At 65.3% G+C, this 23,586-nt stretch carries 20 protein-coding genes; 13 read left to right on the top strand and 7 right to left on the bottom strand.

All coding sequences use genetic code 11. The features are described 5' to 3' along the window. Positions 1-130: 130 nt before the first annotated feature. Together EIP75_RS03430 and EIP75_RS03425 are read right to left on the bottom strand one after the other, a co-directional pair. Positions 131-610: a peroxiredoxin gene (locus EIP75_RS03430; RefSeq protein WP_125241829.1), complete on the bottom strand. Its 480-nt coding sequence runs from the start codon at positions 608-610 to the stop codon at positions 131-133. A 132-nt stretch (positions 611-742) separates the two neighbouring features. Beyond that, on the bottom strand, positions 743-1,117 hold the full coding sequence (locus EIP75_RS03425; protein ID WP_125241828.1) for an Mth938-like domain-containing protein: 375 nt from the start codon (positions 1,115-1,117) through the stop codon (positions 743-745). 178 nt (positions 1,118-1,295) lie between these two features. Between EIP75_RS03425 and EIP75_RS03420 the strand changes: the two genes are divergently transcribed. The 10 genes from EIP75_RS03420 to EIP75_RS03375 all read left to right on the top strand — a co-directional run bounded on the left by EIP75_RS03420 (position 1,296) and on the right by EIP75_RS03375 (position 13,127). Then, entirely contained in the window at positions 1,296-2,519 is a 1,224-nt protein-coding gene (locus EIP75_RS03420) for a pyridoxal phosphate-dependent aminotransferase (RefSeq protein ID WP_125241827.1), read from the top strand. A 103-nt stretch (positions 2,520-2,622) separates the two neighbouring features. Continuing rightward, entirely contained in the window at positions 2,623-3,942 is a 1,320-nt protein-coding gene (locus EIP75_RS03415; protein WP_125241934.1) for a homoserine dehydrogenase, read from the top strand. Positions 3,943-4,094: 152 nt separating this feature from the next. Further along, entirely contained in the window at positions 4,095-5,516 is a 1,422-nt protein-coding gene (gene thrC, locus EIP75_RS03410; RefSeq protein WP_125241826.1) for a threonine synthase, read from the top strand. 41 nt (positions 5,517-5,557) lie between these two features. Beyond that, the gene (locus EIP75_RS03405; protein ID WP_125241825.1) at positions 5,558-6,826 is read left to right on the top strand and encodes a molybdopterin molybdotransferase MoeA; all 1,269 of its coding nucleotides are present in this window, start codon (positions 5,558-5,560) and stop codon (positions 6,824-6,826) included. Positions 6,827-6,832: 6 nt separating this feature from the next. After that, the gene (locus EIP75_RS03400; RefSeq protein WP_125241824.1) at positions 6,833-7,090 is read left to right on the top strand and encodes a MoaD/ThiS family protein; all 258 of its coding nucleotides are present in this window, start codon (positions 6,833-6,835) and stop codon (positions 7,088-7,090) included. A gap of 2 nt (positions 7,091-7,092) precedes the next feature. Continuing rightward, entirely contained in the window at positions 7,093-7,659 is a 567-nt protein-coding gene (locus tag EIP75_RS03395) for a molybdenum cofactor biosynthesis protein MoaE (RefSeq protein ID WP_233584652.1), read from the top strand. After that, on the top strand, positions 7,656-8,036 hold the full coding sequence (gene crcB / locus EIP75_RS03390; protein ID WP_233584651.1) for a fluoride efflux transporter CrcB: 381 nt from the start codon (positions 7,656-7,658) through the stop codon (positions 8,034-8,036). The genes EIP75_RS03395 and crcB overlap by 4 nt, the downstream gene beginning before the upstream one ends. A gap of 151 nt (positions 8,037-8,187) precedes the next feature. Beyond that, positions 8,188-9,354, top strand: coding sequence for a GGDEF domain-containing protein (locus EIP75_RS03385; RefSeq protein ID WP_125241823.1), 1,167 nt, complete (start codon positions 8,188-8,190; stop codon positions 9,352-9,354). A 122-nt stretch (positions 9,355-9,476) separates the two neighbouring features. Beyond that, positions 9,477-12,071, top strand: coding sequence for an ATP-dependent chaperone ClpB (gene clpB, locus EIP75_RS03380; RefSeq protein WP_125241822.1), 2,595 nt, complete (start codon positions 9,477-9,479; stop codon positions 12,069-12,071). 123 nt (positions 12,072-12,194) lie between these two features. Further along, positions 12,195-13,127: a PEP-CTERM sorting domain-containing protein gene (locus EIP75_RS03375; RefSeq protein WP_125241821.1), complete on the top strand. Its 933-nt coding sequence runs from the start codon at positions 12,195-12,197 to the stop codon at positions 13,125-13,127. On the opposite strand, the gene EIP75_RS03370 is transcribed toward EIP75_RS03375, so the two are convergent. Beyond that, complete coding sequence (locus EIP75_RS03370; RefSeq protein ID WP_125241820.1) at positions 13,117-14,178, bottom strand: MBL fold metallo-hydrolase; 1,062 nt, start codon at positions 14,176-14,178, stop codon at positions 13,117-13,119. The two genes, EIP75_RS03375 and EIP75_RS03370, sit on opposite strands and share 11 nt — an antisense overlap. 98 nt (positions 14,179-14,276) lie before the next feature. Here EIP75_RS03370 and EIP75_RS03365 point away from each other — a divergent pair, with 98 nt between their 5' ends. Next, positions 14,277-14,696, top strand: coding sequence for a host attachment protein (locus EIP75_RS03365; protein ID WP_158622729.1), 420 nt, complete (start codon positions 14,277-14,279; stop codon positions 14,694-14,696). 82 nt (positions 14,697-14,778) lie between these two features. On the opposite strand, the gene EIP75_RS03360 is transcribed toward EIP75_RS03365, so the two are convergent. The 4 genes from EIP75_RS03360 to EIP75_RS03345 all read right to left on the bottom strand — a co-directional run bounded on the left by EIP75_RS03360 (position 14,779) and on the right by EIP75_RS03345 (position 19,479). Next, entirely contained in the window at positions 14,779-16,305 is a 1,527-nt protein-coding gene (locus EIP75_RS03360) for a fumarate hydratase (protein ID WP_125241818.1), read from the bottom strand. 124 nt (positions 16,306-16,429) lie between these two features. Next, the gene (locus EIP75_RS03355) at positions 16,430-18,112 is read right to left on the bottom strand and encodes a GGDEF domain-containing protein (protein WP_158622728.1); all 1,683 of its coding nucleotides are present in this window, start codon (positions 18,110-18,112) and stop codon (positions 16,430-16,432) included. 247 nt (positions 18,113-18,359) lie between these two features. After that, on the bottom strand, positions 18,360-18,860 hold the full coding sequence (locus tag EIP75_RS03350) for a DUF2062 domain-containing protein (RefSeq protein WP_125241816.1): 501 nt from the start codon (positions 18,858-18,860) through the stop codon (positions 18,360-18,362). Positions 18,861-18,876: 16 nt separating this feature from the next. After that, positions 18,877-19,479 (bottom strand): TIGR00645 family protein, encoded by a 603-nt coding sequence (locus EIP75_RS03345; RefSeq protein ID WP_125241815.1) that lies wholly within the window; start codon positions 19,477-19,479, stop codon positions 18,877-18,879. 149 nt (positions 19,480-19,628) lie between these two features. Between EIP75_RS03345 and acs the strand changes: the two genes are divergently transcribed. Next, positions 19,629-21,620 carry an acetate--CoA ligase gene (gene acs, locus EIP75_RS03340; protein WP_125241814.1) on the top strand — a complete coding sequence of 664 codons (1,992 nt, stop codon included), beginning with the start codon at positions 19,629-19,631 and terminating at the stop codon, positions 21,618-21,620. A gap of 216 nt (positions 21,621-21,836) precedes the next feature. After that, positions 21,837-23,489, top strand: coding sequence for an MFS transporter (locus EIP75_RS03335; protein WP_125241813.1), 1,653 nt, complete (start codon positions 21,837-21,839; stop codon positions 23,487-23,489). Positions 23,490-23,586: the final 97 nt, after the last annotated feature.

Here is a 23,586-nt window from a genome sequence, read left to right as displayed (position 1 = left end):
ATCCGGGTCCCCATGGATGTAGGGGGGGCACAACAAGCACCGGCTGTCACGCAATTCACGAAAGATTGCGTTTACGCTTTCTGGCTGGCGTGTGCATCACGAAGACGCACACGGACACAGCATGCGCAGATCAGGCGGCTTCCTTCTTGAGGCCCTTGACGGCGTCGAGGACCTCGTCGACGTGACCGGCCACCTTGATGCCACGCCATTCGGCGCGCAGGATGCCGCCGGCATCGATCAGGAAGGTGCTGCGCTCAATGCCCTTGACCTTCTTGCCGTACATGATCTTGTTCTTGACCACGCCGAACATGTGGCACAGCTTTTCTTCGGTGTCGGCGATCAGTTCATAGGGCAACTCGAGGTTCTCCTTGAACTTGTCGTGCGACGCCATGTTGTCTCGCGAGACGCCGAAGATCACCGCGCCGGACTTGACGAATTCCTTGTGCTTGTCGCGGAATTGCATGGCCTCGGTGGTGCAGCCCGGGGTATGGTCCTTCGGGTAGAAGTAAAGGATCACAGTCTGACCCTGGAAGGTCTGAGGCGTGAACTTCACACCACCCGTGGCAGCTGCTTCGAATTCCGGCAAAGGTTTGTTGAGAGCGGGTGTCATGTTGTAGTGCTGATCTACCTGCGTGAATAACTTCCGATTATAAAACGAGCTTGCGGTCCATCCCCGACCCGAGGGACCGAACCCCTCCAGAAAATGTAAGATCCGCGGTTTTTCGCCTGGTTCATAGGGGCGTCAGGGGTGGATGATCAGTGCCGCCAGCACCTTTCGCCCCTCGGACATCAGCACGTTGTACGTGCGACAGGCGGCCGGCGTGTCCATGGTCTCGACGCCGATGCCCGCGTCGATCAGCGGGCGCAGCACCGACGGATGGGCAAACCGCAGGGCGGGGCCGCTGCCCAGGATCACCAACTCCGGCTTGAAGGGCAGAATTTCCGCGATGTGGTTTGCCGTCAGCTCTTCCATGGTGGCGGGAGCCCAGGCCGTGAGCGGAGCATGGCCGGGCACCAGCACGCTGCTGGTGTGGGGCTGGCCGTTCACGGACACCTGCGTCCGCGTGACCGCGTGGATGATGTTGGTGCCTTCGGGTAGATCAGGTTGGAATTTCATCTGGGAAATCGGCGCTTGGCCATCCGTTCCCGCGGGTGCGGGCAGGGTCTGCGTGTGGTTAAATTGTAGGTTCCCCTAGAAAACCCGCGCTTCATGCCCGATTAGGACGTGACTGCGCGCGAAGTTTCGCCGCACATCCCCGCTGTTTTCCGCCATTGCCGCCTCTGTGGAGTCCGTTTTGAAGCCGATCGCCAAGTCCAGCAAGCTCGCCAGCGTCTGTTATGACATCCGTGGGCCCGTGCTGGAAAAGGCGCGGCAGATGGAAGAAGACGGCCACAAGATCATCAAGCTCAACATCGGCAACCTGGCCGTGTTCGGGCTGGAGCCGCCCGACGAGATCGTGCAGGACATGATCCGCAACCTGTCGAGCGCGGCTGGTTACACCGATTCCAAGGGCCTGTTCGCCCCGCGCAAGTCGGTGGTGCATTACTGCCAGGAAAAAGGCATCCAGGGCGTGACCGTCGACGACGTCTACCTCGGCAACGGCGCATCCGAGCTGATCGTCATGTCGCTCAACGCCTTGCTGAACGATGGCGACGAGGTGCTGCTGCCAGCGCCCGACTATCCCCTGTACACAGCGGCCGTGTCGCTGTCAGGCGGTCGTCCGGTGCATTACATCTGCGACGAGCAGGCCGAGTGGTACCCCGACATCGCCGACATCAAGGCCAAGATCACGCCGCGCACCAAGGCCATCGTGGTCATCAACCCGAACAACCCCACGGGTGCGCTCTACCCCGACAGCCTGCTGCAGGAGATCGTCGACCTGGCCCGCCAGCACGACCTGATCGTGCTGGCCGACGAGATCTACGACAAGACCCTGTACGACGGCAACACGCACACCTCGATCGCGTCGCTGGCCGACGACGTGCTGTTCCTCACCTTCAACGGCCTGAGCAAGAACTACCGCTCCTGCGGCTACCGTGCAGGCTGGATGGTGGTGTCCGGCGAGAAGCGCCATGCGCGCGACTACATCGAGGGCCTGAACATGCTGGCCTCGATGCGCCTGTGCGCCAACACGCCGGGCCAGCTTGCCATCCAGACCGCCCTGGGCGGCTACCAGAGCATCAAGGACCTGGTGGTGCCAGGCGGCCGCCTGTGCAAGCAGCGCGACCTGGCCTATGAGCTGCTCAACCAGATCCCTGGCGTGAGCGTGGTCAAGCCCAAGGGCGCGCTGTACATGTTCCCGCGGCTTGACCCGAAGCTCTACCCGATCGCCGACGACCAGCAGTTCGCCTACGAGCTGCTGGCCGAAGAAAAGGTGCTGATCGTGCAGGGCACGGGCTTCAACTGGATCCACCCGGACCACTTCCGCCTGGTGTTCCTGCCCAACAGCGATGACCTGAGTGATGCCATCGGCCGCATCGCGCGCTTCCTGGACAACTACCGCAAGCGCCACGCCTGAACACCACGCCGGCTTTTTCAAGCCGGCGCCCATTTCAAGAACCAAGAGACGCGGCCCACCAGGCTGCGCACCCCTGAGAGAGAAACGCATGAGCCAACCACAACTGCGACCCGTGCGGGTCGGCCTGCTGGGCATCGGAACCGTCGGTGGCGGCACCTTCACCGTGCTGCGCCGCAACCAGGAAGAGATCCGCCGCCGTGCGGGGCGTGGCATCGAGATCGCGATGGTGGCCGACCTGAACGCCGACCTGGCCCGCCAGGTGGTGGGTGACGCCGCGCAGATCGTGTCCGACGCCCGCCAGGTGATCGCCAACCCCGACATCGACGTGGTGGTGGAACTGATCGGCGGCTACGGCGTCGCCAAGGCTTTGGTGCTGGAAGCCATCGCGGCCGGCAAGCACGTGGTCACGGCCAACAAGGCCCTGCTGGCCGTGCATGGCACCGAGATCTTTGCAGCGGCGCGCGCCAAGGGCGTGATCGTGGCGTTCGAAGCCGCGGTGGCCGGTGGCATCCCCATCATCAAGTCACTGCGCGAGGGCCTCACGGCCAACCAGATCCAGTGGGTGGCCGGCATCATCAACGGCACCACCAACTTCATCCTGTCCGAGATGCGCGACAAGGGCCTGGATTTCGACGTGGTGCTGAAAGAGGCACAACGCCTGGGCTATGCCGAGGCCGATCCCACGTTCGACATCGAAGGCGTCGATGCCGCCCATAAGGCCACGCTGCTCAGCGCGATCGCCTTCGGCATCCCGGTGCAGTTCGACAAGGCCCACGTGGAAGGCATCACCAAGCTGTCGGCCACCGACATCAAGTACGCAGAGCAACTGGGTTACCGCATCAAGTTGCTGGGCATTGCGCGCCGCCGTGACAGCGGCATCGAGCTGCGCACCCACCCCACGCTGGTGCCGATGCGCCGCCTGATCGCCAATGTGGAAGGTGCGATGAACGCGGTGCTGGTGCAGGGCGATGCCGTGGGCACGACCATGTACTACGGCAAGGGTGCCGGCGCCGAGCCTACCGCTTCCGCCGTGGTGGCCGATTTGGTCGACATCGCCCGCCTGATCGATGCCGCCCCTGAGGCGCGCGTGCCGCACCTGGCTTTCCAGCCCGATTCGATGTCGGCGCTGCCCATCCTGCCGCTGGATGAAGTGATCACGTCGTTCTACCTGCGCCTGCGCGTGGCCGACAAGGCGGGCGTGCTGGCCAAGCTCACGGGCATTCTGGCCGAGCAGGGCATCAGCATCGACGCCGTGATCCAGCGCGAGGCCGATGAGGTCAGCGGCGAAGGCAACCAGACCGACCTGATCATCCTGACGCATGACACGAAGGAAGGCAGCATGAACCAGGCGCTGGCTGCGATGCAGGCCCTGCCGACGGTGCTCGCCCCGATCGTGCGCCTGCGCAAGGAAGAGCTGGCTTGATGTGACCCACCCCCTACGCGCTTCGCGCGCCCCCTCAAGGGGGCGACACCATTGGACAGGCAGAGCCGGATCCTTGGTGTCTGCTGGATCGATCGTGTGGGGGTATTTGGCGGGCATGTGCATTGCTGCGATGCTTTCCGTAAGGAACTGACATGAAATACATCTCGACGCGCGGCGATCAGACCGAACGTGGTTTTTCTGAAATCCTGCTCGAAGGCCTGGCGCCCGATGGCGGGCTGTACCTGCCGGTGCACTACCCGCAGGTCGATGCGGCCCTGCTGGCCAAATGGCGCGGGCTGCCTTATGCCGAGCTGGCCTACGAGATCCTGTCGCTGTACATCGACGACATCCCGGCTGCCGACCTCAAGGCCATCGCCGCCAAGACCTACACCAAGGCCACCTACGGATTCGACGAGATCACCCCGTTGAAGCTGCTGGAGCCGGGTGTGGCCCTGCAGGCCCTGTCCAACGGCCCTACGCTGGCCTTCAAGGACATGGCCATGCAGCTGCTGGGCAACCTGTTCGAGTACGAACTGAGCCGCCGCGGCGAGACGCTCAACATCCTGGGCGCCACCTCGGGCGACACCGGCAGCGCGGCCGAGTACGCCATGCGCGGCAAGAAGGGCGTGCGCGTGTTCATGCTCAGCCCCCACGGCCGCATGAGCGCCTTCCAGCAGGCCCAGATGTTCAGCCTGCAGGATCCCAACATCCACAACCTGACGGTCGAAGGCGTGTTCGACGACTGCCAGGACATCGTCAAGGCCGTGTCCAACGACCTGGCCTTCAAGCGCCAGTACAAGATCGGCACCGTCAACTCCATCAACTGGGCGCGCCTGCTGGCCCAGGTGGTGTACTACTTCGCCGGCTACTTCTACGCCACGAAATCGAACGACGAGAAGGTCAGCTTCACGGTGCCCTCGGGCAACTTCGGCAACGTCTGCGCAGGCCACGTGGCCCGCATGATGGGCCTGCCCATCGACAAGCTGGTGGTGGCCACCAACGAGAACAACGTGCTCGACGAGTTCTTCCGCACCGGCAATTACCGCGTGCGTGGCAGCGCCGAGACCTTCGAGACCTCGTCGCCTTCGATGGACATTTCCAAGGCCTCGAACTTCGAACGCTTCATCTTCGATCTGTTGGGCCGTGACGGTGCGCGCACCAAGGCCTTGTTCAAGGACGAGGTGGAGCAGCGCGGTCTGTTCACCGTGGCTGCCGACGAGTTCGCCAAGGTGCCAGCTTACGGGTTCGTGTCTGGCACCAGCACGCACGCTGACCGCCTGGCCACCATCCGCGATACCTTTGAGCGCTTCGGCGCGATGATCGACACCCACACGGCCGACGGCCTGAAGGTGGCCCGAGATCATCTCGATCCCACCGTGCGCATGATCGTGCTGGAGACGGCGCTGCCGGCCAAGTTCGAAGAGACGATCGTCGAGGCCACCGGCCAGAAGCCTGCGCGCCCCTTCTGGATCGCCGGACTGGAGGGCCTGGAATCGCTGCCCAAGCGCTTCACCGTAGTGCCGGCCGACGCGAAGGTGATCAAGGACTACATCGTCCAGCATTGCAACGACTGACAGCAGGCTGAGCTTTCTTGCTCCACGGGGGTGACGTGACGATGGCTTTCAAACCGCTGATGCCCCTGGACGAGGCCTGGTCGCGTCTTCAGCTCGTTGCAGAGCAGCATGTGAAGGCGATCGGCGGCGGTGCCGGCCTGCCTCAGGAATCCGTTGCCAGCTTCGATGCCCTGGGCCGGGTGCTGGCGCAGGATGTGGTGTCCGCCGTGGATGTGCCTCCGCTGGACAACAGCGCGATGGACGGCTATGCCGTGCGCACGGCCGAGGTGGGCCAGCCCTTGCCGCAGGCACAGCGCATCGCCGCAGGCGAGATTGGTGCGGCCTTGCCACCAGGCACCTGCGCCCGTATTTTCACCGGCGCACCCGTGCCCGAAGGCGCCGATGCGGTGGTGATGCAGGAGCAGGCCACGGTGGGTGACGACGGCCGCGTTGGATTCAGCCAGCCCGTCGAGCCAGGCCAGAACATCCGCCGCCGGGGCGAGGACATCGCCACCGGGCAGACCGTGCTGTCCGCCGGTCTTCGCCTGGGGCCGGCCGCGCTGGGCGTGGCCGCCTCCGTGGGCGCCGAATCGCTCCAGGTGTTCCGTCGCCCTCGTGTGGGCGTGCTCACCACCGGCAGCGAACTGGTCATGCCCGGCCAGCCATTGCCGGCGGGCGCCATCTACAACAGCAACCGCCATACCCTGCGCGGCCTGGTGCAGGCCATCGGCGCGCAGGGCAGTGACCTGGGGGTGGTGCCCGACGATTTGCAGGCCACCCGCGACGCGCTGCGCGAGGCGGCGCGCCACCACGACCTGGTCATCACCAGTGGCGGCGTGTCGGTGGGCGAAGAAGACCACCTGCGCGCTGCCGTGCAGGCCGAAGGCGGGCTGGATTTCTGGGCCCTGGCCATCAAGCCGGGCAAGCCCTTCGTGCTGGGCTGGCTGAACCGAGATGACGGCACCCGCGCGCTGTACATGGGCCTGCCGGGCAACCCGGTGGCCAGCTTCGTGACCTTCCTGTTGCTGGTGCGCCCCGTGCTGGGCGTGCTGGCCGGCGAGGCCTGGACCTTGCCGCGCGCGCTGCCCTTGCGTGCCGACTTCACCTGGGCACGGCCTGACAAGCGCCGCGAGTTCCTGCGCGCGCGCCTGAACGAGCAGGGCGGCCTGAGCCTGTTCCCGCACCAGGGCTCGGGCGTGCTTACCTCGGCCGCCTGGGCGGGCGGCCTGATCGACCTGCACCCGGGCCAGACCGTGGCCGCAGGCGACACCGTGCCCTTCGTGCCCTTGGCACAATGGCTGCAGCCTTCGGGCACCCAGACCCAGGGCTGAATGATCATGAAGATTTCCGTGCGTTATTTCGCCAAGGTGCGTGAAGCCTTGGGTCCGGGCGAGGACCTGTCCTTCGAGGCGGATGGCCCGGCCACCGTGGGCGCCCTGCGCGACTGGCTGGCGGCGCGCTCGCCGAGGCATGGCGCGGCGCTCAGCCACGAGCAGGCCGTGCGCACGGCCTGCGACCAGGTGATGTGCGGCGCTGACGAGGCGCTGTACGACGGGGCCGAGGTGGCCTTCTTCCCGCCGGTGACCGGGGGCTGACGGTGGCCGGGCCCCCGCCAGCACACATCCCGCACCGCCATGTGGCCGTGCAGGAGGCCGATTTCGACCTGGGCAACGAGGTGGCCGCTTTGCGTGAGGGAGACACGGGCATTGGCGCCGTGGCAAGTTTTGTGGGCACGGTGCGCGAGTGGGCGCTTGATGGGGCTGCTGCCGCGCCCACGTCCGGCCTGGTGCTGGAGCACTACCCGGGCATGACCGAGCGCAGCATCGAGGCCATGGTCGACGAGGGCATCCGCCGGTTCGGGTTGCGCGGCGTACGCGTGATCCACCGCGTCGGGCCGCTGGCCCTGGGTGATCAGATCGTGCTGGTGGCCGTGAGCGCGCCGCACCGGCGTGCGGCTTTCCAGGGCTGCGAGTTCCTCATGGATTGGCTCAAGACCCAGGCTCCTTTCTGGAAGAAGGAAGTGTCTGCGCAGGGCGCCCAGTGGGTGGATGCGCGCGAGCAGGACGATGCCGCGCTGGCGCGCTGGGGCGAGGTCCCGGGCGCCGTGCCGAACGCAGCGGGTGGCCCCGATGCCGAAGGTCAAGGCCAAGGGAGCAAGGCGTGATTTCTCTGTGGTTCGCGTTGTACGTGGCAGCGGGGGCCATGGTGGGCGCCTGGGCCCGCTGGCTGGCGGCTGTGTGGATCAATCCGCTGTGGATGGGCTTCCCGTTGGGCACGCTGGCGGTCAACCTGATCGGCGGGCTGCTGGCGGGGGCGGCCTATGTGGTGTTCGGGCGCCAGCCCAACGAGGCGGCCCGTCTGCTGCTGGTGACAGGCTTCCTTGGTGGGCTGACCACCTTCTCGTCCTTCTCGATGGAATCGCTGGCGCTGCTGGAACGAGGGCGGTGGCCCCTGGCCCTGGCCCACACGCTGCTGCATGTGGTGGGCGCCCTGGCCTGTGCGGCACTGGGCGCCAGGCTGGCACGCGGCTGGCTCGGCTGACCGGTCAGAGTGCGATCGGGCGCAAGCATCCAAGCACGCGCCGCCACCCTCCCATCTACCGATATTTCCGCATGGTGCATTGTGGTGCGTGTGCGCAAGATGTGAGGCATAGTCCAACCTGACAGGACAGGCGGCAACAAAAAGTGCGGGCATGCTGGTCGTAGACATCCTTACTTGCTATGCGGTGGCGGGCATCGGCTCGGTAGTGGGCCTGGGGCTGATGAGCTTCATCCAGACCGACCAGCCCCGCCTGCTGCAGACCCTGAACATCTACCGGTGGGCCTTTGCCGCGCTGTCGGTGATGTCGATCATCCTGTTTGCGCCGCCCCCCCAGGTGCCCGCCTTGACCAAGGCCTTGATTGGCTTTGCCGGCATGGGCGTGTGCCTGATCGCCTGGGCCTTTCGCCAGCTCAACGGCCGCCGCACGCACCCTTACCTGGGCGCCGGCCTCACGCTGGTGGTGGGGGCTCTGCTGTGGGCGGCTGCCCTGCTGCCCGAGGCCGAGTACGTGCGGGCCGTGGCCGTGATCTTCGCGGTGTTGAGTGTGGCGATGGCGGTGGACCAGGGCTGGCTGATCATGAGCAGCGTGCGCGGGCACATCAGCGAACTGAGCCTGATGGGCGTGGCGCTGGCCTTCGCGCTGCACTGGCTGGTGGTGGCCTACCACGCGTTCACGGTGCCCGGGCCTTACCCGCCCGACTGGCTGCATGGGCCGGTGTGGCTGCGGCCGGTCAGTGGCATCGGTGTGGCGCTGCTGCCGCTGGCCGTGGCAGCGCTGGCGTTCTCGACGATCAACGCGCGCCTGAGCCAGCAGTTGCGGGCGAGGGCCTTGTCCGATGACCTGACGGGTGCCTTGTCGCGCAGGGGCCTGCGCGAGCTGGGTGAGCGCATGCTGGCCATCCAGCAGCACCAGAGCAGCCAGATCGCGGTGCTGATGATGGACCTGGACCATTTCAAGGCGGTCAATGACCGCTACGGGCACCTGATCGGCGATGACGTGCTGCGGCATGTGACCCAGGTGATACGCGACCGGCTGCGCGATGACGCCCTGCTGGCCCGCTATGGCGGCGAGGAGTTCACCGTGCTGCTGCCGGTCAAGAGCGCCCAGGAGGCCTACGGGGTGGCCGAGCGCCTTCGCAAGGCGGTCGAGACGCACCCCTGCGAAACCAAGGTGGGCCCCATCCGGATCACGATCAGCATCGGCGTGAGCTTCCACCAGGCGTCCACCTCGCTGGAGGAAGACCTGGCCAAGGCGGACGGGCGGCTGTACGTGGCCAAGAACAATGGGCGCAACCGGGTCGAGTTCGCCGAGGGCTGACGGCTGGGGGCGCGCTGCCCCTTGAAATCCCCCGCCTCGGGCCCATTTCAGTCGGTAGTTCAATATCCATCGCGGCCTCCCGGGCACCATAGGCAAGCCCACCGGCCGCCCCAGGAGCCCCTATGCGACTCGACAAGCTCACCACGAAATTCCAGGAAGCGCTCACCGAGGCCCAGAGCCTGGCGGTGACCCGCGACAACCCCTACATCGAGCCGGCCCACATTTTGTTGGCCATGCTCCAGCAGGACGATGGCCCCAAGGCATTGCTTGAACGCGCCGGTGTCAAAGTGCCTGCGCTGGCAGCCGGTCTGGCCAAGCAACTCGACAAGCTGCCCCAGGTTCAGGGCGGTGAGCAGGTGCAGGCTGGCCGCGATACCGTCAGCCTGCTGCAGGGCGCCGAGAAGGAAGCCCACAAGCAGGGCGACCCGTACATCGCCAGCGAGATGTTCCTGCTGGCCCTCAGCGAGCACAAGGGCGAGACGGGCGAGCTGGCCCGTGATTTCGGCCTGACCCGCAAGGCGCTCGAAACCGCCGTGAAGGCCGTGCGTGGCGACCAGAAGGTCGACAACCCTGAGGCCGAAGGCCAGCGTGAATCCCTCAAGAAGTACACGCTGGACCTGACCGAGCGCGCCCGCCAGGGCAAGCTCGACCCGGTCATTGGCCGCGACGAAGAGATCCGCCGTGCCATCCAGGTGCTGCAGCGCCGCTCCAAGAACAATCCCGTGCTGATCGGTGAGCCGGGCGTGGGCAAGACCGCCATCGTCGAAGGCCTGGCGCAGCGCATCGTGGCCGGCGAGGTGCCCGATTCGCTCAAGAGCAAGCGTGTGCTGGTGCTGGACATGGCCCTGCTGCTGGCCGGTGCCAAGTACCGTGGTGATTTCGAAGAGCGCCTCAAGGGCGTGCTCAAGGAAGTGGCCAAGGACGAAGGCCAGACCATCATGTTCATCGACGAGATCCACACCATGGTGGGTGCGGGCAAGGCCGATGGTGCGATGGACGCGGGCAACATGCTCAAGCCCGCCCTGGCGCGCGGCGAGCTGCATTGCATCGGCGCGACCACGCTGGATGAATACCGCAAGTACATCGAGAAGGACGCCGCCCTGGAGCGCCGCTTCCAGAAGATCCTCGTGGGCGAGCCCACCGTCGAGGCCACCATCGCCATCCTGCGCGGTCTGCAGGAGAAGTACGAAGTGCACCACGGGGTGGAGATCACCGACCCGGCCATCGTGGCCGCGGCCGAGCTGTCCAACCGCTACATCACCGACCGCTTCCTGCCCGACAAGGCCATCGACCTGATCGACGAGGCTGCGGCCAAGATCAAGATCGAGATCGACTCCAAGCCCGAGGCGCTGGACCGTCTGGATCGCCGCCTGATCCAGCTCAAGATCGAGCGCGAAGCCGTCAAGCGCGAGAAAGACGAAGCCTCCATCAAGCGCCTGGGGCTGATCGAGGACGAGATCAAGAAGCTGCAGAAGGAAATCGCCGACCTGGAAGAGATCTGGAAGGCCGAGAAGGCCCAGGCCCAGGGCTCGGCCCATGTGAAGGAAGAGATCGACAAGATCCGCTTCCAGATCGAGGAGTTCAAGCGCAAGGGTGATTTCAACAAGGTGGCCGAGCTGCAGTACGGCAAGCTGCCCGCGCTTGAAAAGAGCCTGAAGGAAGCCCAGGACAAGGAGAACACCAAGGCCAAGGACGCCAGCAAGCCCACGCTGCTGCGCACCCAGGTCGGTGCCGAAGAGATTGCCGAGGTGGTGGCGCGTGCCACGGGCATCCCCGTGTCCAAGCTGATGCAGGGCGAGCGCGACAAGCTGCTCACGATGGAAGACAAGCTGCACGAGCGCGTGGTGGGCCAGGAAGAGGCCATCGTGGCCGTCTCCGATGCCATCCGTCGATCGCGCGCTGGCTTGTCGGATCCGAACCGTCCATACGGCTCCTTCCTGTTCCTGGGCCCGACCGGCGTGGGCAAGACCGAGCTGTGCAAGGCGCTGGCCGGCTTCCTGTTCGACAGCGAGGAGCACCTGATCCGCATCGACATGAGCGAGTTCATGGAGAAACATTCGGTGAGCCGCCTGATCGGCGCGCCTCCGGGCTATGTGGGCTACGAAGAAGGCGGCACGCTGACGGAGGCCGTGCGCCGCAAGCCCTACAGCGTGGTGCTGCTCGACGAGGTCGAGAAGGCCCACCCGGATGTGTTCAACGTGCTGCTGCAGGTGCTGGACGATGGCCGCCTGACCGACGGCCAGGGCCGCACCGTGGACTTCAAGAACACCGTGATCGTGATGACCAGCAACCTGGGCTCGCACCAGATCATGCAGATGGCGGGGCAACCTTCCAGCGACATCAAGGACGCGGTGTGGGTGGAGGTGAAGCAGCATTTCCGTCCCGAGTTCCTCAACCGCATCGACGAGGTGGTGGTGTTCCACGCGCTGGACCAAGCCAACATCGAATCCATCGCGAAGATCCAGCTCAAGGGCCTGGAAAGGCGCCTGGAGCAGATGGAGATGAAGCTGGACGTGTCGCCGCAGGCCCTGGTGGAACTGGCGAAGGTGGGCTTCGATCCGGTGTTTGGTGCGCGGCCGCTCAAGCGGGCCATTCAGCAGCGCATCGAGAACCCGGTGGCCAAGTTGATCCTGCAGGGCAAGTTCGGACCGAAGGACGTGATCCCGGTGGTGACGGACGGGGAGGGGGGCTTCAGGTTCGAGCGCACGGTGCACTGACGCTGCCACTGTGGTGAGCCACCCTCAGACAGAGGGTAGGGGACTCTTTTTGTTACCAAACGTGCTCAGTTTTGGCAGAATGTGAACGCTGGCACCCGCCAGCGTCCACAACAAGGGAGTCTCATGCCGCGTCTGCACTCGGCCATGATGGTCATCATGGCTGCCCTGTCCGTCTCTACCGCCCAAGCCGGTTCTCAGGCGTCTGCCAGCCTGACCGGACTGACATTCACGCTGATCGATCTGAATCCCACCGATGGTGTGGAAGCGTCTTTCAGCTTCACCAACGCCATTGGTTCCACCAGCTTCGCCCTGAATGCGATCGATACCGCACAAGGAGCCTCCGAAGGTGTCTCGTCAACCCGCTCTGGCACATTCAGTTTCTCCCGTGATGAGTGGGTTTCGTTGACCAACGCCAATGCCCACGGGGTGATTGGTGAGGAGGTGCTGGCCGTCAGCGGCGTTGCCAATGGTCCTTCGACCTCCTTCAATGCGTCGGTGTCCACGGGCTCGCCCAGCAACTACTATTACGGTGCGCCGGTCAACCTGTCGCTGTCCGCCAACACCCTGCTGTTGATTGACTCGCAGTACGACCTCAAGGCCTCGGCCAACAATCCTTCGGCCTGCAGTTATTACTACAACTGCTCGACCGAGTCGGCCAAGGCCACCGTCACTTCATCGCTGAGCTACAACTACACAGGCAGTTCCGTCAGTGCCAGCTACAACGGCGTTGAGACCCGCTCTCTGCAGGCCGTGGCGCAAGGTGGAACCACCTCGTACGTCTACGTTTACGACCCTTTGCTCGGGTATTCGGTGCCGGTGTACACGACAACACCCTCCACGGAGCAGTTCCTTGAGGAGTCAGGTGTGCTGCGCAGCGTGTTCAGCAATTCGAGTGGCCTGACGCAGTCCGCAGCGTTCTACCTGAGCGCGTCGGTGACGGGCTCGGCCACCACGCCTGTGCCGGAGCCGGCCTCTTACGTGCTGATGCTTCAGGGGCTGTTGCTGGGCGGCTGGGCTCTGGCGCGTCAGCGCCGCGCCAAGAGCGCTACAGCCTAGGTGTCAGACGCCGAGTGCCGCCCACCGGCAGCACGAAGAAGCGCTGCTCGCCGACCCTTGCGGCGGCCAGCGCTTTTTTCAATGCCCGTGGCGGTTCGTCCAGTGCTTCGTCGGTGAGCTGGAAAGTGCCCCAGTGCACGCCCAGCGCCTGCTTGGCGCCCAGGTCCTTGAAGATCTGCACAGATTCGGCCGGGTTGCAGTGCTGATCCCTCATGAACCAGCGCGGCTCATAGGCGCCGATGGGCAGCAGGGCGATGTCGAAGCCGCCACCCAGGCCGGGCGCGTGGTCGATGGCGAAGTGCTGGCGGATGTCTGCAAAATCCTTCGAGTAGGCGGTGTCTCCCGCGAAGAAGAGGTGGCAATCCGGTGACAGCACGGCAAAGCCGCCCCACAGGCTGCGCAGCGCGTCCGTTGCGGTGCGGGCCGACCAGTGCTGGGCCGGTGTCAGCACGATGGGGATGCGGGCGTTCTGCTCGGTGGCGTGGATCATGTGGCGGTCCCACCAGTCCAGCTCGATCACGCCATGGATGCCATGACGCTCGAACCAGGCCTTGTGGCCCAAGGGCGTGATGAACATGGGCGGGCCACCGGCCTGCTTCGCCAGCGCGAGCAGCGAACCCTCGTCCATGTGGTCGTAGTGGTTGTGGGACAGCAGCACCACGTCGATGTGAGGCAACTGCGCCAGTCGAAGGCCCGGCGGCGTGTGGCGGCGCGGGCCCGCCCATTGCACAGGGAAGCAGCGTTCAGAGAACACCGGGTCGGTCAGGAAGTTCAAGCCGCCGATCTGAGCCAGCACGGTGATGTGCCCCACCCAGGTGATGGCCGGTGCCATGGCCATGCCGGCCTTCGCGTTGGCGTGGATGAAGGCCAGGTCCGGCTCCACCACCGGTATGGAGTCTTTCGGGGGCTTGGGTTCGCCTTTGCGCCAGGCTCCCCAGCGCCAGCGCAGCAGTTCGTGCCAGCGCTTCTCCCGGAACTCCAGGTAGTTGTTCTGGAAGCCACCCGGGCGGTGGTGAGGCTTGGTGGGATCGAAGTAGGGATTCCGCTTCATGGTCGCCATCGTAACGGCCAGCAGCATGCCTGAGTGCCGGGCACATGGGTTGCCCATGAAGGGCATCGCCACCCCTGAGGCGAAGAATGGAGCACCCAATGAAAAAAACCTGGATCGTGGTGGCGGACGAAGCCATTGCACGTCTGCTGGAAGTCGATGACCGCATCCTCAAGCCGGTTGAAGAGTTGACCGACCCCGATGCCCATGCCAAGGCTGCGGAGATGCGCCATGACGCCCACGGGCGCCGTGGCAACAGCATCACCGCGTCTGCGGGCGAGGCAGAACTCCACCAGGAGGGGCAGCGATTCGCCAAGCAGGTGGCTCAGCGCCTGGCGCAGTTCCATCAGGAAGGGCGATTCTCGTCCTTGAAGGTGGTGGCCGCGCCTCGCTTCCTGGGCTATCTACGCCAGGCCTGGAGCCCTCAGGTGGCCGGGATCATCGCCGATGAGCTCGACAAGGATCTGGTGAAGGCCAGCTTCGATGAGCTCGAAAAGCGGCTGCTGCCGGCCCATGCCTGAGTTCGCCGATCCCTGATCGCGATTGGCGAGTGCAAAAAAACCCGGCCAGGGATGGCCGGGTTTTTTTGTGGATGGCATGTGGTCAGCCCACCGCCACCGGGATCTTGCCGATCCTGGCCTGCCACAGCTTCGGCCCCTCGATGTGGGCGCTGGTGCCGCCGGCATCCACCGCCACCGTCACCGGCATGTCGACCACGTCGAACTCGTAGATGGCTTCCATGCCCAGGTCGGCAAAACCGACCACCTTGGCACCCTTGATGGCCTTGGACACCAGGTAGGCGCTGCCGCCCACGGCCATCAGGTAGGCCGATTTGTGCTTCTTGATCGATTCGATGGCGATGGGCCCGCGCTCGGCCTTGCCCACCATGGAGATGAGCCCTGTCTTCTCCAGCATCATGTCGGTGAACTTGTCCATGCGCGTGGCGGTGGTGGGGCCGGCGGGGCCGACCACCTCATCGCGCACGGGATCGACCGGGCCCACGTAGTAGATGACGCGGTTGGTGAAATCGACGGGCAGTTGCTCGCCCTTGGCCAGCATGTCCTGGATGCGCTTGTGAGCAGCATCACGGCCCGTCAGCATCTTGCCGTTGAGCAGCAGGGTGTCGCCTGGCTTCCAGCTGGCCACCTCGGCGGGTGTGAGCGTGTTCAGGTCGACGCGCTTGGATTTGTTGTAGTCAGGCGCCCAGTGCACGTTGGGCCACAGGTCCAGGCTGGGCGGATCCAGGTAGACGGGGCCGCTGCCGTCCATCACGAAGTGGGCGTGGCGAGTGGCCGCGCAGTTCGGGATCATGGCGATGGGCTTGGAGGCTGCGTGCGTGGGGTAGGTCTTGATCTTCACATCCAGCACGGTGGTCAGGCCGCCCAGGCCCTGCGCGCCGATGCCCAGGGCGTTGACCTTCTCGTACAGCTCGATGCGCAGCTCTTCGAGCTTGTTCTGCGGGCCGCGCTCGAGCAGTTCGTACATGTCGATGTCGTCCATCAACGATTCCTTGGCCAGCAGGGCCGCCTTCTCGGCGGTGCCGCCCACGCCGATGCCCAGCATGCCGGGCGGGCACCAGCCGGCGCCCATGGTCGGCACGGTCTTGAGCACCCAGTCGACGATGTTGTCCGACGGGTTGAGCATGTAGACCTTGGACTTGTTCTCGGAGCCGCCGCCCTTGGCCGCGACCGTCACATCGACCGTGTCGCCGGGCACCAGTTCCATGAAGACCACGGCAGGCGTGTTGTCCTTGGTGTTCTTGCGCTCGAAGATGGGATCGGACAGCACCGAGGCGCGCAGCTTGTTGTCCGGGTTGTTGTAGCCACGGCGCACGCCTTCGTCGACCGCCTCTTGGATGCTGCGGTTGCCGAAACCTTCCCACTTCACGCTCATCCCGATCTTCAGGAAGACGTTGACGATGCCGGTGTCCTGGCAGATCGGGCGGCGACCCTCGGCGCACATGCGCGAGTTGGTCAGGATCTGCGCGATCGCGTCCTTCGCAGCCGGCGATTCTTCACGCTCGTAGGCTCGGGCCAGGTGGGCGATGTAGTCGGCCGGGTGGTAGTAGCTGATGTACTGCAGGGCAGCAGCGACGGATTCGACGAGGTCGTCGTGGCGGATGGTCGTCATGGTGGGCTTGGGCTTGTGGCTTGAGCAGGGGGCACCCCGGGGAAGGGTGGTCGGGTGACGGCGGGCATTTTACCGCGCATGCTCCCGCAGTGGTGGCGCGAGTTGAGCCTTGCCGCGCCCTGCCTCAGCCTGGATGCTCGGCGGCGTGAGGCTGGGCGATGCCGGGCGCAGGGCTGTGCATCACCGTGGCCATGCCGCTGTGAGCCGCCCCTGGCGTCAGGAATGTGCAGGTGCGGTCGCGGCCCTGTGCCTTGGCCTGGTACAGGCGTTGGTCTGCCAGGTCCACCAGCTTTTCGAGCGGCAGCCCCTCCTCGAAGGCGGCCAATCCGCATGAGAAGGTGACGCGCAGCCGCGGCACGCTGGCAGACATGCCGGTGCGGCCCACTTCCAGCCGCGCCCGTTCAATGCCCAGCGCCGCAGCGTCCAGGTCGCTGTCGTTGAGCAGCACCAAAAATTCTTCGCCGCCCCAGCGGGCCACCACATCGGTGTCGCGCAGGCCGGCCTTGAGCGCCTGCGCGAAGTTGCGCAGCACTTCATCACCCACGCCATGGCCGTGCGTGTCATTGACCGCCTTGAAGTGGTCCAGGTCGATGAGGGCGATGCAGGCGGGCGCGCCGGAGCGTGCCCCCAGCCTGATCTGCTGATTGAGCAGGTCCATCATGTGGCGGCGATTGACCAGGCCCGTGAGCTCGTCGCGGGTGGCCAGCATCTGGATGCGCTCAAGCGCTTCAGCCAGCTCGTTCTTGCGCCGCATCAGCGAGTTGCGCAACTGGCCCAGTTGGTGCGCCAGCCAGGACATCACGGCCAGCACCACCACCATCACGCCGAAGGTCACGCCCTGCAGCTTGAGCTGGCCCGGGTCGGTCTCGGTCCGGGCCACGGCCAGCATCGACACCGAAAACGCCACCGCGGCGAAGGCGCTGATGCGCGCCACCTGCGTCGGGGTGATCACGAACATGCCGAACATCTCCAGCGTGACCAGCAAGGTCAGCGCCAGGCCGCGGCCGATGCCGCCCAGGTAGTAGCCGAAGGCCAGGAACACCACGCAGACCAGCAGCTTGGGCTCGGTCATGGTGCGGTCGCCCAGGTTCTTGTTCAGGCCCGATCGGGTGACAAGGTAGAAGCCGATCACGGTGGTGGTGGCCAGGCAGGTCATCCATCGCGCGGCCACCGCGTCGATCAGGCCGAGCGTGGCACCGTACTCCAGTGCTGCGATGCCTGTCATGGCCGCAACACAGGCGATCAGAAACCGCAGGATGAACACGCCCTGGGACGGGTCATCGGACAGCAGCCAACGCCTGGCGGCGCTCCAGCGAAGGTGGCGCAGGCGGCCTGTGGACCACAGGGGGAGCAAGGGCGCGGCCGTCAGGCCTGCCAGGGCCGCCAGCAGGGTGTCGTCCAGGCGGGTGGTCAAGCCGGCGACCAGCAGCGCGGCGCCCACCGCGAAAGCGGTGAGCGCGCCGGCATGCCGCCACGCACTGCCGCGCAGGTGTGAGCAGGCCAGCAGCAGCGAGGGCAGCACACAGGCCAGCAGCCACCACCGATCTGTCGCGTGGGCCAGCGAGGCCACGCACACAAGCGCTGCGACGCTCAACAAGGTCAGCGGTCCGAACAGGACGGGGTCGAAGCGGTGCACGGGAATACCGCGCCGCGCGATGGCGGGCAGCAGGGCGCTGGCCGCGATGGTGGCTGCGATCATTCCCAGCACGCCGCCCCAAGGGAGCTTGTGGAAACTGGCTGCCACGGCCAGCAACACCCATGCCGCTGCATGCCGCACCACCGCATGGGTCAGCACACCGCTGACCACGCGGAGCCTGCGGTTCGCCCGCGCCGCTGCGTGAGCGGGGACGGGCGAGGCGTGCGGAACATCATTGACCATCGTTACGGCTGTCGATTCGATGGCGCCGGTACTGTCATGGTGCCTCGATGGCGCCATTGTCCGTGAAGCGATTTACTTGCGCGTCAGGGCGCCTGCCAAGGCTTCGTCCACTCTTGCCAACTATGCACGCGGTGGTTGATTTCGTGTGTTTCACAACGCCCAACAGGCGTTTCAATCACGGGTTGGCTGCGGGAGGGCGTGGCCAGCACAGCCAGACCAGGGCGTAACCCACCGCCGCTGTGATGCTGGCCATCACGGCCAGGCCGGTCAGCAGGGGCACGCCCATCGCTGCTGCCCAATGTATGGCCTGGGCAAACCAGCTGCCGGCGCTTTCCAGGGTGTCCAGCGTCTCGTGCCGGTGGGGCAGCAGATAGCCGCCAATCTGATAAGCCAGCCAGTAGATGGGCGTGACCGTCAAGGGATTGGTCACGAAGGTGCACGCCGCACTCACTGGAACGTGGCCGCGCAGCAGCACCGCCCCGGCGATGGCGAACAGGAACTGCGCCACAGGCAGCAGCAGCCCGATGAACAGGCCTACCGCCACGCCCCGCGCCACGCTGCTGCGGTTCAGATCCCACAGGCTGTCATCGCCCAGCCAGGGGCGCACCGGGCTCAGCCAGCGGTAGGCCAGGATCTGGTCCTTTTCCGGCATCCATCGGCGCTTGGGCGTGGTCATGGCTGGGTGGGTTCGGTCAGTGCGCTGCGGGTTCGGGCGGGTGGGGCGACTGGAGCAGCTTGTCGGTGGCGGCGATGGCCAGGGCCGACAGCAGGAAAGTCACGTGGATCAGCGTCTGCGCGATCAGCACCCTGTCAGTGTAGTTGTCGGCATTGATGAAGGTCTTGAGCAGGTGAATCGACGAGATCCCGATGATGGCGGTGGCCAGCTTGACCTTGAGCACCGAAGCGTTCACATGGCTGAGCCACTCCGGCTGATCAGGGTGGCCTTCCAGGTTCATGCGCGACACGAACGTTTCATAACCCCCCACGATCACCATGATCAGCAGGTTGGAGATCATCACCACGTCGATCAGGCCCAGCACCACCAGCATGATGGTGGTCTCGGTGAGCTGGGGTGGCGCACCTTCGACCACCTTCTGTCCCGTGGCCGTGATGATGGCCTGCAGGGCGTGCTGGTTGCCGAAAGCCGCTTCGATCAGGTGGACGAGTTCCACCCAGAAGTGGTACACATAAACCGCCTGCGCCAGGATCAGACCGATGTACAGCGGAAGTTGAAGCCAGCGGCTGGCGAAGATGACGGAAGAGAGAGGGCCGAGTTTGGCGCGTGGATTGGACATGTGTCAGATTGGTGCAGGGATACTACGTAGCAGCAAATTCTAAAGTTACACGAAAGTTCCGGGTGGACGGGGCCTTTGCATGCATGACGTGCAGCCCGGTCCTCGATCATGCGCCACAAGCGCGATTGCAGCATCGGAGTGAGCATCAGATGACAACCGGCAGCCCCCAGCACGACACCCCTCACCACGCACAGACCGTTCCCGTTCCCGCGGAGTTCGCCCGCCACGCCCACATCGGCAGCCGTGCCGCGTATGACGATCTCTGCGCCCAGGCGCAGGCCGATTACCCTGGCTACTGGGCTGGCCTGGCCCGCGAGATGGTGAGCTGGAAACAGCCCTTCAACCAGGTGCTCGACGAGAGCAACGCCCCTTTCTACCGGTGGTTCGCCGACGGCACGCTCAACGTGTCGTACAACTGCCTGGACCGCCACGTCGAGGCCGGCCTGGGCGACAAGACCGCGATCATCTTCGAAGCCGATGACGGCACCGTGACCCGCCACAGCTACAAACAGCTGCTCGAGAAGGTGTCCCAGCTGGCCAACGCGCTCAAGGCGCAAGGTGTGCAAAAAGGCGATCGCGTCGTCATCTATTTGCCGATGTCGGTCGAGGGCGTGATCGCCATGCAGGCTTGCGCCCGCATCGGCGCCACGCACTCGGTGGTGTTCGGCGGCTTCTCCGCCCAGAGCCTACGTGACCGCGTCGAAGACGCCGGCGCCGTGCTCATCATCACCGCCGACGAGCAGCAGCGCGGCGGCAAGAGCCTGCCGCTCAAGGCCATCGTCGACGAAGCCCTGTCCCTGGGCGGCTGCGACAGCGTGCGCCGTGTCATCGTCTACCGCCGCACCGGCGGCAAGGTGGCCTTCGACGCCGGCCGCGATGTATGGTTGCACGAGGTGATGGCGGCCGAGTCCACCACCTGCGAGCCCGAGTGGGTCGAGGCCGAGCACCCGCTCTTCCTGCTCTACACCTCGGGCTCGACCGGCAAGCCCAAGGGCGTGCAGCACTGCACCGGCGGCTACCTGCTGCAGGCGGCGCTCACCACCAAATGGACCTTCGATCTCAAGCCCGACGACATCTTCTGGTGCACGGCCGACATCGGCTGGGTCACCGGCCACACCTATGTGGCGTATGGCCCCCTGGCCAACGGCGGCACGCAGATCGTGTTCGAAGGCGTGCCCACCTTCCCGGATGCAGCCCGCTTCTGGCGCATGATCGAGGCGCACAAGGTCACCATTTTCTACACGGCGCCCACGGCCATCCGTGCGCTGATCAAGGCCGCTGAGATCACGGCCGAGGTGCACCCGCGCAACTTCAACCTGGGCAGCCTGCGCCTGCTGGGCACGGTGGGCGAGCCCATCAACCCTGCCGCCTGGGATTGGTACCACCGCGAGATCGGTGGCGGCCGCTGCCCCATCGTCGACACCTTCTGGCAGACCGAGACCGGCGGCCACATGATCACGCCGCTGCCTGGCGCCCACGCACTCACGCCGGGTTCTTGCACCTTGCCCTTCCCGGGCATCGATGCGGCCGTGGTCGACGAAACCGGCAAGGAAGTGCCCTGGGGGCAAGGCGGCGTGCTGGTCGTGCGCAAGCCCTGGCCCGCGATGATCCGCACCATCTGGGGTGATCCGGAACGCTTCAAGAAGAGCTACTACCCGGCTGACCTGGGCGGGACCTTCTACCTGGCCGGCGACGGCGCCATCCGCGATGTGGAAACTGGGTACTTCACCATCACCGGTCGCATCGACGACGTGCTGAACGTCTCCGGCCACCGCATGGGCACGATGGAGATCGAGTCGGCGCTGGTGTCGCACCCGCTGGTGGCCGAGGCCGCCGTGGTGGGACGACCCGATGACCTGACCGGCGAGGCCATCTGCGCCTTCGTGGTTCTCAAGCGCGCCCGCCCCAGCGGCGAAGAGGCCCGCAAGCTCGCGGCCGAGTTGCGCAACCACGTGGCGCAGGAGATCGGCCCGATCGCCAAGCCCAAAGACATCCGCTTCGGCGACAACCTGCCCAAGACCCGCTCCGGCAAGATCATGCGGCGCCTGCTGCGCGTGATCGCCAAGGGCGATGCGGTCACACAAGACACCAGCACGCTGGAGAACCCGGCCATCCTGGAGCAGTTGGCCCAGGCCAACTGACACGCGACGAGGGAGAAGGGCGGGGCGACCTGCCTTGGTGGATACCCTGCCTGGTTTTTCGGGTGATGGTCTGAATCGGCGGATACCCTGGGGTCAATCCGTGTGGTTTTGCCGGGTGTATCCGCATTCCCCCTCATTACATCCGTTCACAACCCCCCTAAATTGGGGGTGAGAAGGTCACAAACCTTCGTTTCGCAACGATGAGGAGCATCCCACATGGCAACAGCAGCAACCAACACCCCGATGACGGCGGAGGAGAAGAAGGTCATCTTCGCCTCCAGCCTGGGCACCGTCTTCGAGTGGTATGACTTCTACCTCTACGGCTCGCTGGCGGCGATCATCGCCAAACAGTTCTTCGCGGGCCTTGATCCCACATCCGCCTTCATCTTTGCGCTGCTGGCCTTTGCCGCGGGCTTCATCGTGCGGCCTTTCGGGGCGCTGGTGTTCGGTCGCCTGGGCGACATGATCGGCCGCAAGTACACCTTCCTCGTCACCATCCTGCTGATGGGCGCCTCCACCTTCCTGGTGGGGATCCTGCCCAACTACAACTCGATCGGCGTGCTGGCTCCTGTGGTGCTGATCGTTCTGCGCATGCTGCAGGGCCTGGCCCTGGGCGGCGAGTACGGCGGTGCCGCCACCTACGTGGCCGAGCATGCACCGCATGGCCGTCGCGGCGCCTACACGGCCTGGATCCAGACCACCGCCACGCTGGGTCTGTTCCTGTCGCTGCTGGTGATCCTGGGCACCCGCACCATCACCGGTGAAGAGGCCTTCGCCGACTGGGGCTGGCGCATCCCATTCATCCTCTCCGTGCTGCTGCTGGGCATCAGCGTGTGGATCCGGATGAGCATGAATGAAAGCCCCGCCTTCAAGAAGATGAAGGCCGAGGGCAAGACGTCCAAGGCGCCGTTGTCCGAATCCTTCGGCCAGTGGAAGAACCTCAAGATCGTGATCCTGGCCCTGGTGGGTCTGGTCGCCGGCCAGGCCGTGGTCTGGTACACGGGCCAGTTCTACGCGCTGTTCTTCCTGACGCAGACGCTGAAGGTCGATGGCGCCACCGCCAACATCCTGGTTGCCATCTCGCTGCTGATCGCCACGCCGTTCTTCGTCGTGTTCGGCACGCTGTCGGACAAGATCGGCCGCAAGCCCATCATCCTGGCGGGCTGCCTGATCGCGGCGCTCACCTACTTCCCGCTGTTCAAGGCGCTGACGGTGGCGGCCAACCCGGATCTGGCACATGCGCAGGCCAACGCCCCGGTGACGCTGATCGCCAACCAGTCGGAGTGCTCCTTCCAGTTCAACCCGACGGGCACCGCCAAGTTCACCAGCTCTTGCGACATCGCCAAGCAGGTGCTGGCCGCCGGTTCGGTGAACTACGAGAACGTGGCTGGCACGGGCAACGCCCAGATCAAGGTGGGTGACAAGGTCATCGAGTCCTACACCTCCAAGGGCCTGCCTGCGGATGAGGCCAAGGCCAAGGACGCTGCCTTCAAGAAGGAAGTCACCGCCGCCATCAAGGAAGCAGGCTATCCGGCCAAGGCCGATCCGGCCAAGCTGAACAAGCCGGTGGTCATCGCGATCCTGACGCTGCTGGTGATCTACGTGACCATGGTGTACGGCCCGATCGCGGCCATGCTGGTGGAAATGTTCCCCACCCGCATCCGCTACACCTCGATGAGCCTGCCGTACCACATCGGCAACGGCTGGTTTGGCGGCCTGCTGCCTACCACCGCCTTTGCCATCGTGGCGCAGACCGGCAACATCTACAACGGCCTGTGGTACCCCATCATCGTGGCGCTGATCACCTTCGTGGTGGGCCTGCTCTTCGTGCGGGAAACCAAGGATGTGGACATCTACGCCGGCGACTGACGCTGGTTCGGGCACCCGCCTTTGCTGGCGGGCGCCCCCAAAGAAAAAGCCCCGCAGTGCGGGGCTTTTTTTATGAGAGGCCGGTGATGCCCCCGAG

This window comes from Aquabacterium soli (assembly GCF_003933735.1).
GTDB lineage: Bacteria > Pseudomonadota > Gammaproteobacteria > Burkholderiales > Burkholderiaceae_C > Aquabacterium > Aquabacterium soli.
This window is presented reverse-complemented; position numbering and strand designations above follow the sequence as displayed.